Origin of the sequence: Streptomyces sp. NPDC058289 (assembly GCF_042880975.1) — a bacterium.
In the GTDB taxonomy this organism is placed as follows: Bacteria; Actinomycetota; Actinomycetes; order Streptomycetales; family Streptomycetaceae; genus Streptomyces; species Streptomyces stoeckheimensis.
The window spans coordinates 1-13,066 of sequence record NZ_JBHVYI010000045.1; the positions used below are offsets into that span (position 1 = coordinate 1).

A 13,066-nucleotide genomic window follows, 5' to 3' on the forward strand; every position below is an offset into this window, starting at 1 on the left:
CGGGCCTGCTCCGCAGGCCCAAAGACTCCCGCGCTCCGCGCGGGAGATGACCCCGTTTCACGGGGTCTGGGCCTTCGGCCCGTTGGGTGGGTCCGTTTCGCTCCCCCACCCCAGAGCTCTTCCGGCTCCGCCTGAACCCCGCCGCTGTGTGGCTGCGAGGCCCTTCGCTTAGCTGCGGGCTCGCAGGGGGAAGTACCCTCCGCTTCGCTCCGGGTACCGAAGCGAAGCGCGCTTGGAAAGAAGGGCCGGCGCTTCGCGCCGGCCTGGCCCCTTAGGGGCTCCGGGGTACCCTCCGCTTCGCTCTGGGTACCCAAGCGCTACACGCTTGGGAGAGGGGAACCCCGGCGCTTCGCGCCGGGACCGCCTATGGCGGTAGACCCTCCGCTTCGATACGGGTCTGCCAAGTGCTGCGCGCTTCCGATGAAGCGCTGGCGCTTCGCGCCAGCACGGCCCGTTCCGAGCTGACGAATCCTCCGCTTTGCTCCGGGTTCCCAAGCGCTGCGGGCTTGGGAGGGAAACCCTGGCGCTTCGCGCCAGGGACCGCCTGCACCGATAGACCCTCTGCTTCGTTTCAGGTGCCTGAGTACTGCGCGTTCAGGAGAGATCCGCCTTGCTGTGTTTGGAGGGGCCTCTTTCGGGGAGCGGTGTCTTGCCTTTTGGTGAGGTAATCCTCGGCTTCGTTTCAGAGTGGGGGTCGTTGGCGCTGATGGAGACTGAAGCTCTGTGGGCTTCGGATTGAACTGCCTTGCTGTGCTCGGCCGGAGTCCCCTTGTTGCCCGAGGCCTTGGTTGGGGTGAGGCGAGAGTTTCAGGTTGTTCCAAGGGTGGAGGTGCTTCAAGGCCTGGGCCTTGGTCTTTGGGTGAGGTACCGCCCGGGTTCGTCCTTGGGTGGGACTCTCCGGCTGGTGGGAGGTCCACGAGCTACGTGGTTGGGGCTGAATGGCCTCTCCTTGTTCTGTGGAACCTGCCGTGCAGGGCTAAGCGAGCTTCCTGGAGGGCCTCAGTTTTGTCTTGGAGGGAGACCTTGGTGTTCTGTTCTTTGGTCCTTCATATGGGAAGTGGGTTTTGGGGCTTGCCAATGCTTTCGGCGGAGGACATCAGCGTTGTTTGTGCTGAGCCTGGGTTTCTAATCAGCCATTGGTGTTCTTTGGGGGTTTGGGAGTGTGGGGTGGGGTGGGGTGTGGTCTTCGCAGTGGTGAAGGTTGGGTTTTGGGGTGTTTGGTGAGGTGGGTTGGTGTGGGGGGTGGTGACCTGGGGTTTTGGCGGTGGAGTTAACGGCGTTAATAGGGGTGGGGGTGGGTGTGTTCGCGGGGTTAAGGGTTGGGTGGAGGGGCTTGATTCAAAATGGAGGGTGGATAGAGATGGGAATCAGTCAGATTCTGCGGGGTTGTGGCTGGGGAGTGGGGGGTTCCGGTGGGGGAGTTGGGGGGTTGGAGGGGGTTGTTTTTTGGGCGGGTGAGGGCTCTTGCGTGGCGGTTGGGAGGGGGTTGAAAGCTTGGGCGGGAGCGACCACCGGCCTATAGAAGGTACGGAGATGCGTCGTCGCAGGTCAGAGGGGGTGCGGGGGAAAAGATATGTCCCCTCAGGAGGGACATATCTCGGGTGTTGTGTCGCTGCTAGGGGGACACAACGGCTGCAAAATGTCAGTGACGTTGACGTAAAACGCGCTAAAACGTCGGGGGGGCTGACGTATGGGGGGAGATCTGCCGGCTAACTGGTGGTGGGGTGGGTGGGGTTGGCCGGGGAGGGGTGGGAGGGAGGTTGGGGAACTGTGTGGCTGAGATATGTCACCTGTGAGGGGACACAAGACACGCCGAACGTCAACGAGCGTGACACTTGTGTCACCCTTGTTGACATACTGATCTCCGCAGATCAACGGAGTGGAGAGCAGCCTCGTGTCATCAGAGCCACAGCGCCGCCGGGGCAATCCGGTAGGGACCCCGCGTCCCGATCTGCCGGTGGACGACGCGATCTCCGCGTGGAGTCAGCCCCTGGCTCCGGTCAAGGATCTGGACAGCCTCGCGAAGCGGTACCCGACGCGGAAGCTGACCTTGGACGGCGAGCGCAAGCCGCTGGAGTTCTACGGGACCGAGAACCAGCCGAATGCGTTCTCGATGGACAGCCTCGAGTTCTTCCTCGTCATCGCCCAGTACTTCCGGGAAGCGCTGCCCCTGCGGCTGATCCTGCTGCTCATCGCCTGCCAGCGGGCGGGGGGGCGGATTCCACTTACCCAGGAGGAGATGGCTACCATCCTGGATGTCAGCCGGACGAAGACGTCGGAAGCTCTGCACACGGTGATGTCTCATGGGATCGTCTTCAAGGTGCGGCGGGGTGTGTATCAGTTCAACCCGCCCTACAGTTACCGGGTGGCGGAGTTCATCCCGGGTACCGAGATGACGGGTGAGTTCGTGAAGGTGGAGCAGCACGGGACCATCTCGCAGATTCGTAGCGATACGAGCCTGCCGGACTTGGTGCGCTTCCCCTCGCTGGACCACATGAGGCAGGCCATCGCGGAACTGCGGGCCGAACGGGCAAGAGAGCGCGCTGCGCGTCGGGTGAGCCGGACGAAGCGCACGGGAGAAGGGACGGCTCAGTGAGCACCTTGCGATTCGCTGCGGTCAACGCAGACGGGCTGCTCTCCGACCTCGACCTGCCGCCGGCGGCGTACCGGGTACTGCTCAAGCTGCGTTCGCTCAGCGAGCCGGGCGGTCGGATCCTCATCGACCAGGCGACGGTCGGCGGGATGCTGGACCTGAGCCGGCCGAGCGTGAACGCTGCGCTGCGGAGCCTGGAGTTGGCGAAGTTGGTCAGGAAGATCCGGAACGGGGTCTATCAGATCAACCCGATGCTCGCCGGGTACACCTCGTTCGAAGATGCGGTCGCGGCCGTGAACGAGATGGACGCGGAGGAGCGGCTGGACGCGCGGGGCTATGTGGCCAGCTACCACCGGGCGGTGGCGGCGTATCAGGACCAACTCGCCGAGCAGCGCAAGAAGCGGGCGGCTCAGGCCGTTGCGAAGAAGGCGGCTGAATCGAAGCGGCGTCGGGCGCTGCACGCGGTTGGCTGAGTGGGTGGTGTTTGTAGGGCTTCTGAGGGGTGCTCAGGGGTCTTTGGGGGCCCCGGAGTACTCTGGGGCCCTTTGTGGTGTCCGAGGGGCTCAGGGGGGCTTGGGGGGCCTCGGGGGAGTGTCGATGGTGTCGTCCCGCTGGCCAGGTTGTCGATCCTGGCGGAGCGTACCTGTTCGAAACGTTTCGCCAACGCGCCGTCGTGCTCGGTCCGGTTGTCCGGCTTTTAGAAGTTGAGCTCCACGTAGTCGATGTCGGTGAACTCGACGAGGAGCCCCTGGGCGCGGGCGCCGTTGTCCTTGAAGTAGATCTCCTGGAGCCCTTCGGCGGTGATGCCGCGGAGCTGGGCTTCGGTGGCTCCGGCCTCGTGGGCGCTGAAGAGGCGGGAGGCGTACTCCGGGGGGAGGTGCTGGGTGATGCGGCGCATCCGGCCGTCGTCGGTGGTGCCGGGGGCGGCGCTGAAGCCGAAGCGGGCGCGGGTCTCGATGACCAGGCCGGTCTGCTTCGCGGCCTTGTCGCGGGCGCGCTTGCGGACGAGGGGCTGCCAGCGGCGGCGGACTTCGCGCTCCAGGCGGGCGGAGAGGGCCGGCTTGGGCTGCTTGATCTGGTCCTTCACGTACCGCTCCACCGTGCGCCGGGAGATGGCGAGGAGGTCTGCAACGGCCTTCGTTGATTTGAGTTGCTTTACGAGGTACCGGATTTGGGCGCCCGCCGACTTGGGGATGGGGCGGGTGAAGTTCTGCTCGTCGGCGCGGTCGAGGCTGTCGCTGATCTCGGACATGGGTGGCTCTTACTCTCCGTCGGCCGCGGCGTCGTGGCCCTTGATGTGGCGGGCGGGGTTGTGGCGTTCGTCGAGCAGTTGAACGGCCCAGAGGAGGGGTTGGGTGCCCTCGTGCTTGACCATGCCGGGGCTGACGCCGAGGCGGAAGCCACCGGGCAGGGGCTTGCCCTCGGGGGTGCGGGGGAGGAAGTCGAGGGGGCTGGGGCCGTCGGAGAGGTAGACCGCGCAGTCGGAGAGGACGGCGATGGGGTAGAGGTCTGCTGCTGTTGCGAGCTTCTGCATCTTGCGGTGCATGTTGACGCGGGCCGTCGAGATGACGGCGGCGCGGATGTCGGGGCGCCAGGTGGGGCGTTCGAGGGCGGGCCAGCTCTCGCCGGGGCGGTAGCCGGCGCCCTGCGGGCGTTCCCGGAGCTTGCCGATTCCGCCCTTGACGGTGGACTTGATCGCGGAGAGGACCGCGGTCTGGGGGAGGGGGTGGTCGGGGTCGCCCTTGTACTCCGCCATCGCCTGAAGGAAGGCGGAGTCCGTGAGGGACGCGTGGACGCCGAGTTCCGCCATCGTCGTGATGTAGGCGTCGCGCAGGCGGGTGTACCAGGCGTCGAGGTACGGGCCGTGTTCCGGGCGGAGCCAGGCCTCGGTGGGCTGGACGGTGAGGCCGAGCTCCTGGGCGTACGCGAGGGTCGGAGTGGCGTACCAGGCGGGGCCGGTGGGCGGGAGGCCGTGCGGGGTGAAGGGGCTGGGGAGGCGGGGGTCCAGGGCGGCGGCTTGGGCGGAGAGGTCGGCGAGCCAGCAGCCGGGGAGCTTCGGGTCGAAGCGGGGGCCGTCGGTGTGGACCGCGGGGCCGGTGCCGACGAGGAGGCGGTTGGCCGCCGCGGCGAAGGCCATGTTCACGTCGATGCCGACGGCGTGGGTGCGGGTGCACTCGGCGTCGGTGAGGAGCTGGGGGTCCCGGATCCAGTCGTACGCCTCTTCGTCGAGGACCTGGTCCGGGGTGCGCTGGTGGGAGCGCGGGTAGAGCGCCGCGACGACCGGGTGCTCGTCGGGGGCCTCCGGGGGAGCGGGGTCGACGGGGCGGGTGAGCGAGCCGGGGACCGGGGCGGAGACCCAGGCGTTCGTGGACTCGTCGCGGGCGGCGCGGGTGGGCGGGCGCAGCGCCGTCATCAACTCCAGGCCGGAGACGGCCGTCGAGCCGCGGGGGGTGAGGACACGGGTCGCGTAGGCGGTGAGGAGATCGGCGAGTTCCGGTGCGGGGAGCTCGGCGGTGTGCTCGCCCCAGGCACGGGGGTCGAGGGCGCCCCAGGGGAGGATCGCGAGCTGGACGCACTGGCGGCCGGTGGTGGGGGTGGCGGGGCGGTAGATGCGGGGCCAGGGGCCGAAGCCGCGGCGGGTCAGCTGCCATTTTGATTTGGTGAGCTGCTTGATGACCGGGTGGTCGTCGGGGAGGCGGAGGCCGCGGCGGTCTTCCAGGACCAGGGGGAGTCCGAGTGCCTCGGTGGCGGCGGGGGTGAGGACGAGGAGGGGGTCGCCGTCCTTGCCGTTGCGGTGGAGGCGGGGGGAGCGGAGGCCGGCGGCGGGGGTGAGGGCCCATTCGATGAGGGCGGGGAGGGTGGTGGGGGGTGTGAGTACGGCGCCGTGGGCGGCGTGGGCCTTTCCTGCGCCGTCCAGTACGGCTAGGGGGCCGTTGCCCTCGAGGAGGGGTGCGGGGGTGGATTTGGCGGCGCCTGTGCGGGGGGTGGGCGTGGCCGTGGCCGTGGTGGCTCCCGTTCCCGGCTGGGGGGTTCGGGGCGCGGGGTGCGGGTGGGTGGGGCCCTGCGGGGCTGTTCCCCTGCCTGTCCCTTCCCGGAACTGGGGCTCCGCCTCAGGCACCGATTGCGGGGTTGCGGCCTGGGGGGCGCCGTTAACGGCGTTAACGCCGTTAACGGCGTTAACGGGTGCGGCGCCGCTGGGGGTGGGCCCGGCGCCTTCGGCGCGGGCCTGGGGAGTGGCGGGTTGAGGGGGTGCGGGCTGCGCTGCGGCGGCCTGGGGCGTGGGGGCGTGCGGGGTGTTAACGGCGTTAATGGGCCCGGTGCCTTCGGTGGCGGGTGCGGGGGCGTTAACGGCGTTAATGCCGTGGAGGTCCGCCAGGCCGTTGAGGAGGCGGGCGTAGGCGGCGCGCTTGGGGGGGCGGGGGGCCGTGCGGCCCGTTTCCCAGGAGGTGACCGTTTCGCGGCGGACGGCCAGGGCTTGGGCGATCTGGTCCTGGCTCAGGCCCGCGGCCTCGCGGAGGCGCTTGCGCTCGTCCGGGTGCGGGAGGGCATCCTGTGCCGCGGCCTCTTCCAGCAGGGCATCGACCGCGGCGAAGAGCGTGGTCTGTTCGTTGTCGTGCGCGTTGGGCATGGGCACCTCCAGGCGCAGCTTATGCGAACCGCACCATGGAACGCACGTGAAACACACGTGGGGGCGGTGGTGGTCCGGCTGGGCCAACGCCCCCTTCGTGTTGGGTGCGGTCTGGGGTGGGGCGGGTTAGATGCGGGTCAGGAGGAGTTCTGTCACCGCCTTCAGGTCGTCCGGGGTGAGGTGGGCGGTGAGGGCGTCCGCGATCGTGTCCGGGGAGTCCGCCGCGATGGTGATGCGGCGGGGGGACGTGGTGGGGGACGGGTGCGGCTCCGGGGTGGGGGCCGGGGGCGGGGTCGGGCGGGTGCGTTGGCGCGGGGGGTTAACGGCGTTAACGGCTTCCTCTGCCGCGGTCGCCTGGTCCTCCTGGGGGAGGCGGCCGATGCGGCGGGCCGGTTCCACCTTGAGTTCGCCGGTCTCCACCTTGTCCTGGAGTTCCGGGGTGAGGTTGAGGAGGGTCAGGCGCTGGGAGACCCAGGCCGGCGTCTTGCCGAGGCGCTTGGCGACCTGGGCCTGGGAGCCGTGGACCTCGACGAGTTCCTGCAGGGCGCGGGCCTGGTCCATGGGCGCCACGTCGACGCGGTGGACGTTGGCGATGAGCGCCGACTCCAGGATGTCCGCCGCCGAGGAGGCGAGGGAGTCGTTGACGTGGATCTGCATGGTGCGAAGGCCGGCGCGCTGGGCCGCCGCCAGGCGCCGGTTGCCGTCGATGACCACGTACGGGGCGCGGCCCAGGCCGTCGGCGTTGCCGGGGTGGGCCTCCATGAAGGCCATGCGGGTGGCGACGGCCAGGGGCTGGAGCTGGCCCCGGACCGTGAGCGACGCGGCCAGCTCTTCGAGCTCCGTGAGGTCCTCGCGGAGGTTGAACGGATTGTGGGCGAGGGCCTCGATCGGCACCTCCGAGGGCGGGACCACGCCGGAGGTGGGGGCGCCGGTGGCTTCGGCGATGGCCGTGCGGCGGGAACTGACGCCGACGGGCTGGGCACGGGCGAAGGAGCTCGAGACTCCGAGTTTGTCGGCCTTGCTCATGAGATCTCCCTTGCGAGGGCGCGCAGGGCGACCGCCTGCTCGCCCTTGGGTGCGTAGACGAACAGCGGCTGCTTCACGCGGACCGCTTCGCGCTGTTCCTTGAGGTCGGGAACGATGGCCACCACGCGCGGATCCTTTATGTCCATCCAGGCCTGGAGGGAGGAGGTCGCGATGTAGCCGCGCCGGCCGTCGTAGAGGTTGACGACGAGACCCAGGTAGTCGATGTCGAGGCTGAGGTCGTCGCGAAGATCGTTGATCTGGGAGGTCAGGAGGTCGTAGGCGTCCGCCGAGGAATCCTCTGCTTGGACCACGATCAGCGCGCCGGATGCGCCCGGCTGTTCGGCGTCGCGGCGGCGGCCGTAGTAGATGGCGGCGTCCATGCTGAGGCCGAGGCTCGGCGGGCAGTCGATCAGGATGACGTCGTAGTCGGCCTCGACGGGGGCGAGGGCCCGTTCGAGCGCGGCCTCGCGGGCGCGGACCGTGGAGAGGCGGACGTCGAGGAGGAAGGCGTCCGTACAGGCCGGGAGGATGTGCAGGCGGTCGCCGAAGTGCTCGTCCGGGATGGGGACGATCAGGTCGGCGAGGGGACCCTTGGCCTCGCCCGCCATGTGGCAGGTGAGGCTGTCGCCGCCGATGGGCAGCGGCTGCCGGCCGAGCTGCTTGGTGAGGTGGCCCTGCGGGTCGAAGTCGACGAGCAGGACGCGCATGCCGAGGCCGGGGAGGTCTTCGAGGTCGACCGGCGGGGCGGATGCGGCGGACGCGATGGCCTCCGGGGTCGTCTCGTCGCCGTCCTCGACGGCCGAGAGACGGGCCAGTTGGCGGGCCACGCGGACCGGGTGGAGGGTGTCGGGGTCCTCCGCGAGGGCTTCGGCGGTGCCGGCGGTGATGGCGGTCTTGCCGACACCGCCCTTCTGGTTGCACACCACGATGCGCCGTACGACCGAGGGCCGCTTCACGGTGGGGGCCGGGTTCATCTCCAGCCAGAGGGAGACGGCTTGGGCGAGTCCCTGGATGAGGGAGACGCCGCGGTCCTTGGAGTCGGTACGGAAGGACTCCCACTGGCCGGCGGGCAGCCAGGTGGAGAAGGACTCGGCGCCGGAGGTGTCGACGGGGGAGGGGGAGGAGGCGAGCGCGCTCCAGTGGGCGATGCCCTGATGGACGGCGTCCTGGATGTCCACCCGCAGCTGGGCGGTGCGGATCTTGAGCTCCTGGCGCAGCCACGGAGGGAGTTTGGAGACGACCTTCTCACGGTCGCTCGCTGACGAGGGCGAAGTCATGCGAGGGACTTTACTAACGTTCAAGGGTGTTCGTGGGCGCCACGCTTGAGTTTTGCTAACGAAGTGGTGTGGATCGGCCGGGAATCGCCCCCGGGCGGGGGCGGGGTGTTGGGACAGGGCGGCCTCGCACACGCCGTAGTGAGCACCCCCGTGGTTCACCACGGCGTGTGCGAGGCCGCCCTGGACGCGTCGTCAGCCGGCCGCGGCCGGAGAGGAGTCCGGGGCCGAGAGCCCCAGATCGGACCGGCACTCGGGCGAGCCGGCCGGGTCGAAGCGGGAGATGCGCTCCGCGGGCACGATCCCCGGGAGCAGGAAGTTCCACAGGTCGATGACCCGGGCGTGCAGGTCCTCGCGGTGGGTGCGTACGTGTGAGGTCACCTGGATGCCGGTGAACGCGCCGACGAGCATGGTCGCCGCGTCGTAAGCGTCGACCGAGGGCAGGACGTCGCCGCGCTCCTGGGCCGGCACGAGGATGCCGTGGCAGGTGTCGATCCAGGCGTTGTACGGGCTCGGGTCCGGGTCGGTGAAGGAGCCGAACTCGATGACCAGGCGGATCCCGGCACGGATCCGGACGTTGGAGCGGAGCCCGAACGCCATCCGGTGGGTCATGTCGATGGCGGTCTGGAGACCCGGCTCCGCGATCGCGGGCAGGGCCTCGGCGACCTGGAACTGCTCGTCCATCAAGGTCTGGGCGAGGGCTTCCTTGGACGAGAAGTGGAAGTAGAGCGCGCCCTTGGTGACGCCGGCGTGCCCGACCACGTCGGTGAGGCTGGTGCCGTGGAAGCCGGTCCGGTCGAAGGCGATGGCCGCGCCGTCGAGGATCGCCTGCCGGGTGATCTCGGCTCGTTCCTGTCTGGCCCTCGCCATGCGGATTCTCCCTGGGGTTGCGGTGGTTGGGCGGAACCGGGGAGGTGGTCACCGGGGGTTCGGCCCGGATCAATCTAGGCAGATGTGCATGAAGAAAACCAGTCGGCCAGTACTTTTTGTCGAAGTGGATCATTAACGGCGTTAACGCGGTGGGGTGCGTGGAGTGGGGGTGGGACGGCGGGTGGGTGGCGTTAACGCCGGGAAGGGCATTAACGCCGTTAACGTGTACGGTAGACGCAGTTTAATGGCGGGTGGAGTGCGAGGGGATCCCATGACGGACGCGGACGAGCAGTGGGGCGCGGCCGTTCGGCTGCTCTGGGGGCCGCCGGTGAAGCCTGCGCGCGGGCCCAAGAGAGGGCTCACGCTGGAGGGGATCGCCGGCGCGGGGGTCGTCCTGGCGGACGCCGAGGGGCTGGCCGGCGTATCGATGCAGGGAGTGGCCGGGCGGTTGGCCGTCACGAAGATGGCGTTGTACCGGTACGTGCCGGGCAAGGCGGAGCTGGTCTCGCTGATGGTGGAAGCCGCGATGGCGGACCCCTCGGTCCTGGACGGCCGCCCCGTGGGGGAGGGCTGGCGTGAGCGGCTGGCGGCGTGGGCACGGGAGCTGCTCGCCGGATTCCGGGCGCATCCGTGGCTGTTGGAGGCGACCGTCGGGGCGCGGGTGATGGGGCCGGTCGAGGTCGAGTGGATGGAGCGGGCACTCGCCGCGCTCGACGGGTGCGGGCTTACGGGGGCCGAGTCGATCGACGCGGTGGTGCTGGTGTCGGGGCACGTACGCGGGATCGCGGAGCAGGAGCGTGCGATGGCGGGCGGGGCCGCGGGGGAGGGGCCGGACGCGCAGCTGACGTCGGTGCTCGGGGAGGTGATGCGGGTGCACGGGGAGAAGTACCCGGCGCTCGGGGCCGCGCTGGCCTCGGTGGCGGAGGCCGGCGGGCAGGACCAGGCGCTGGACTTCGGGTTGGAGCGGATCCTCGACGGGCTCGGGCTGCTGGTGGCGGAGCGGGTGGGTGGGCGGGGTTAGGCATTAACGGCGTTAACGCCGGTGGTTGTGGTGTGGGTCTTCGTGGTCTTGGTCGTGGGGGCCAGCGGGGGCGAGGGCGGGGCGCGAGGCATTAACGGCGTTAACGGTGAGGGGCGTGGCCCCGATGGTGTGGGCGTGTGGGGCGGGCGGGGCGGGCGGGGCATTAACGGCGTTAACGCTGAGGACGGCTGGGGCTGGGTGGTGGGTGGGCATTAACGGCGTTAACGCTGAGGGGGCTCGCAGTGTTGGGGGGCGGGAGGCATTAACGGCGTTAACGCCGGAGGGGTGTGGGGTGTGGGGGTGGGGCTGGGTGTTAACGGCGTTAATGCCCGGCGGGTGGTCGGGGGGTAGGCATTAACGGCGTTAACGCCCGGCGGTGTGGGGGCTTGGTCGAGGGGTTGGGCATTAACGGCGTTAACGGTGAGGGGGGCGTTGGTGGGGTCGGTAGTGGGTGGAAGGTGCGAGGGCATGGGTGACGTGGAGCAGTGGGCGGTGCCGTTCCGGTTGGATGTGGCGCAGTCCGAGTTGGACGATCTGGGACGGCGCCTGGAGCTGGCGCGGTGGCCCGATGAGTTGCCGGGGGCGGGCCGGGTGTACGGGATGCCGCTCGGGGAGCTCCGTGAGCTCGCGGGGTACTGGCGTACCGGCTACGACTGGCGGGCCGCCGAGGCGCGGTTGAACGAATGGCCGCAGTACACCACCGTCATCGACGGGGCACGGGTGCACTTCGCGCACCTGCGGTCGCCCGAGCCGGATGCCACGCCGCTGCTCATGACCCACGGCTGGCCGGGTTCGTTCGTGGAGTTCCAGAAGGTCGCCGGTCCGCTGACGGATCCGCGGGCGCACGGCGGGGATCCTGGTGATGCCTTTCATCTGGTGCTGCCGCACATCCCCGGCTTCGCCCTGTCCGGGCCGACCACCGAGCGGGGGTGGGAGTTCAAGCGGGTCGCGCGGGCCTTCGGCGTGCTGATGGAGAGGCTCGGGTACGAGGAGTACGGGGTCCAGGGCGGCGACTGGGGCGCCGCCGTCTCGAGGGAGCTGGGGCGGATCCGGCCCGGGAACGTGCGCGGGGTGCACCTGAACCTGCTCCCGGGCGGCGGTGCCACCGCCGAGCCCCGGCCGGAGGAACTGGCCCCGCTGAGCCCGGCCGAGCGGGAGCGCACGCTCGCCTCCTGGGAGCGGTACCGGGTCTGGGCGCGCGAGCGGCAGGGCTACGCAGACATCCAGGCGACCCGGCCGCAGACGCTCGCGTACGGGCTGAACGACTCCCCGGTCGGGCTGCTCGCGTGGATCGGCGAGAAGTTCGCGGAGTGGGCGGACCCGCGCTGCCCCGTGGATCGCGATCAGATGCTGACCAACGTGACGTTGTACTGGCTGACCGGGACCGCGGGCTCCGCCGCCCGCATCTACTACGAGCGTGCCCATGCCGACTACCAGGGCGCACCGCCCGAGGTGTCCAGCACCCCGACCGCGCTCGCCGACTTCCCCCGGGACAACTTCGTACCGCTGCGGCACATCGCCGCGCGGACCGACCGCATCGTGCGCTGGACCTCGTACGAGAAGGGCGGGCACTTCCCCGCGATGGAGGTTCCGGAGCTGCTGGTGGGCGACGTCCGGGCCTTCTTCCGCTCCTTGTGACCCAGGCCGCCTTTGCTTCGTGTCACGTTCCGGGCCGCCCATCTGTCTCATGGATGACAGCGCGCGGAGCGAGCGAAGAAGGAGACGGCCATGAAGGTTCTGCTGGCGGGTGCGAGCGGGGTTCTGGGACAGCGGGCGGTACGGGCCCTGCGCGCGGCCGGGCACGAGGTCGCCGGTCTCGGCCGGGGCGCCGGGATGGAGGTCCGGGCCGACCTGCTCGACCGTGAGGGCCTGCTGCGCGCCGTGGACGGGCTCGGCTTCGACGTGGTGGTGCACGCGGCCACGGCGCTCTCGGGGAAGACCATGGCCCGGCACCAGGACATGGCGGGGACGAACGCGCTGCGCACCGAGGGCACCGTCAACCTGCTGGCCGCTGCGCGGGAGACCGGGGCGCGGCGGTTCGTCGTGGAGTCGATGATGTTCGGCTACGGGTACGGGGACCACGGCGGGGCCGTGCTCGGCGAGGACGACGGCTTCGGGCCGCAGGGGGCGAACGTCGGGCTGGAGCGGCACGTGGGCGCGATGCGGACCAAGGAGGAGCTGGCCTTCACCGCCGACGGGATCGAGGGGGTGAGCCTGCGCTTCGGGCTGTTCTACGGGGCCGGTGTCACCGATGTCCACGTGGTGCCGATGCTGCGCAAGCGCGCCCTGCCCGTGGTGGCGGCCAGGGGGCGGGCGCTGAGCTGGGTCGACGTGGCCGACGCGGCGAACGCCGTGGTCGCCGGCGTGGAGTCGGGGCGGCCCGGGCAGGCGTACAACATCGCCGACGACGAGCCGCTGGGCTGGGACGCGCACATGCGGGCGGTGGCCGCGGCGTTCGGGGCGCCCGCGCCGATGACCGTACCGCTGTGGGTGCTGAAGCCGGCCCCGCTCGCGCACACCATCATGGGGACGGATCTGCGACTGTCGAACGCCAGGGCGAGGCGTGAGCTGGGCTGGGCTCCGACGTACCCGAGCAGCGCGGCCGGGGCAGGTGCGCTTGCGGAGGCCGCGGGCGCCGCGGCAGCATGATCGGT

The 13,066-nt window shown here is 70.0% G+C and carries 9 protein-coding genes, 1 pseudogene and 1 CRISPR repeat array; of the genes and pseudogenes, 5 read left to right on the top strand and 5 right to left on the bottom strand.

What is annotated here, in order from left to right:
* Window positions 1–1,957 precede the first annotated feature (1,957 nt).
* A complete protein-coding gene (locus ACFVX6_RS22730; RefSeq protein ID WP_239516702.1) occupies window positions 1,958–2,596 on the top strand; it encodes a hypothetical protein in 639 nt (212 codons plus the stop codon).
* The gene (locus ACFVX6_RS22735; RefSeq protein ID WP_250744360.1) at window positions 2,593–3,066 is read left to right on the top strand and encodes a MarR family transcriptional regulator; all 474 of its coding nucleotides are present in this window, start codon (window positions 2,593–2,595) and stop codon (window positions 3,064–3,066) included. The genes ACFVX6_RS22730 and ACFVX6_RS22735 overlap by 4 nt, the downstream gene beginning before the upstream one ends.
* Window positions 3,067–3,290: 224 nt before the next feature.
* Here ACFVX6_RS22735 and tpg read toward each other — a convergent pair whose 3' ends face one another.
* The 5 genes from tpg to ACFVX6_RS22760 all read right to left on the bottom strand — a co-directional run bounded on the left by tpg (window position 3,291) and on the right by ACFVX6_RS22760 (window position 9,391).
* The gene (gene tpg, locus ACFVX6_RS22740) at window positions 3,291–3,845 is read right to left on the bottom strand and encodes a telomere-protecting terminal protein Tpg (RefSeq protein ID WP_250744355.1); all 555 of its coding nucleotides are present in this window, start codon (window positions 3,843–3,845) and stop codon (window positions 3,291–3,293) included.
* Window positions 3,846–3,854: 9 nt separating this feature from the next.
* Window positions 3,855–6,221 (bottom strand): telomere-associated protein Tap, encoded by a 2,367-nt coding sequence (gene tap, locus ACFVX6_RS22745; protein ID WP_389694166.1) that lies wholly within the window; start codon window positions 6,219–6,221, stop codon window positions 3,855–3,857.
* A gap of 126 nt (window positions 6,222–6,347) precedes the next feature.
* A complete protein-coding gene (locus ACFVX6_RS22750) occupies window positions 6,348–7,247 on the bottom strand; it encodes a ParB/RepB/Spo0J family partition protein (protein WP_389694168.1) in 900 nt (299 codons plus the stop codon).
* Window positions 7,244–8,524: a ParA family protein gene (locus ACFVX6_RS22755; RefSeq protein WP_389694170.1), complete on the bottom strand. Its 1,281-nt coding sequence runs from the start codon at window positions 8,522–8,524 to the stop codon at window positions 7,244–7,246. The genes ACFVX6_RS22750 and ACFVX6_RS22755 overlap by 4 nt, the downstream gene beginning before the upstream one ends.
* A gap of 192 nt (window positions 8,525–8,716) precedes the next feature.
* Entirely contained in the window at window positions 8,717–9,391 is a 675-nt protein-coding gene (locus tag ACFVX6_RS22760; RefSeq protein ID WP_389694172.1) for a ScbR family autoregulator-binding transcription factor, read from the bottom strand.
* A gap of 526 nt (window positions 9,392–9,917) precedes the next feature.
* Between ACFVX6_RS22760 and ACFVX6_RS22765 the strand changes: the two are divergent.
* From ACFVX6_RS22765 to ACFVX6_RS22775, 3 genes and pseudogenes are all read left to right on the top strand, one after another.
* A pseudogene (locus ACFVX6_RS22765) lies at window positions 9,918–10,361 on the top strand (TetR/AcrR family transcriptional regulator C-terminal domain-containing protein); the annotation flags it as partial.
* Between the two features lie 50 nt (window positions 10,362–10,411).
* Window positions 10,412–10,833: direct repeats of the CRISPR family, unit length 20 nt; unit sequence GGCATTAACGGCGTTAACGC.
* 47 nt (window positions 10,834–10,880) lie between these two features.
* Entirely contained in the window at window positions 10,881–12,050 is a 1,170-nt protein-coding gene (locus ACFVX6_RS22770) for an epoxide hydrolase family protein (protein WP_389694174.1), read from the top strand.
* Between the two features lie 90 nt (window positions 12,051–12,140).
* Window positions 12,141–13,061 carry an NAD-dependent epimerase/dehydratase family protein gene (locus ACFVX6_RS22775; protein ID WP_389694176.1) on the top strand — a complete coding sequence of 307 codons (921 nt, stop codon included), beginning with the start codon at window positions 12,141–12,143 and terminating at the stop codon, window positions 13,059–13,061.
* The last annotated feature ends 5 nt before the right edge of the window (window positions 13,062–13,066 follow it).

Bases quoted from the DNA above. Each gene is read 5' to 3' on its own strand.
- tpg (WP_250744355.1), bottom strand. From the start codon at position 3,845: ATGTCCGAGATCAGCGACAGCCTCGACCGCGCCGACGAGCAGAACTTC.
- tap (WP_389694166.1), bottom strand. From the start codon at position 6,221: ATGCCCAACGCGCACGACAACGAACAGACCACGCTCTTCGCCGCGGTC.
- ACFVX6_RS22750 (WP_389694168.1), bottom strand. From the start codon at position 7,247: ATGAGCAAGGCCGACAAACTCGGAGTCTCGAGCTCCTTCGCCCGTGCC.
- ACFVX6_RS22755 (WP_389694170.1), bottom strand. From the start codon at position 8,524: ATGACTTCGCCCTCGTCAGCGAGCGACCGTGAGAAGGTCGTCTCCAAA.
- ACFVX6_RS22760 (WP_389694172.1), bottom strand. From the start codon at position 9,391: ATGGCGAGGGCCAGACAGGAACGAGCCGAGATCACCCGGCAGGCGATC.
- ACFVX6_RS22770 (WP_389694174.1), top strand. From the start codon at position 10,881: ATGGGTGACGTGGAGCAGTGGGCGGTGCCGTTCCGGTTGGATGTGGCG.
- ACFVX6_RS22775 (WP_389694176.1), top strand. From the start codon at position 12,141: ATGAAGGTTCTGCTGGCGGGTGCGAGCGGGGTTCTGGGACAGCGGGCG.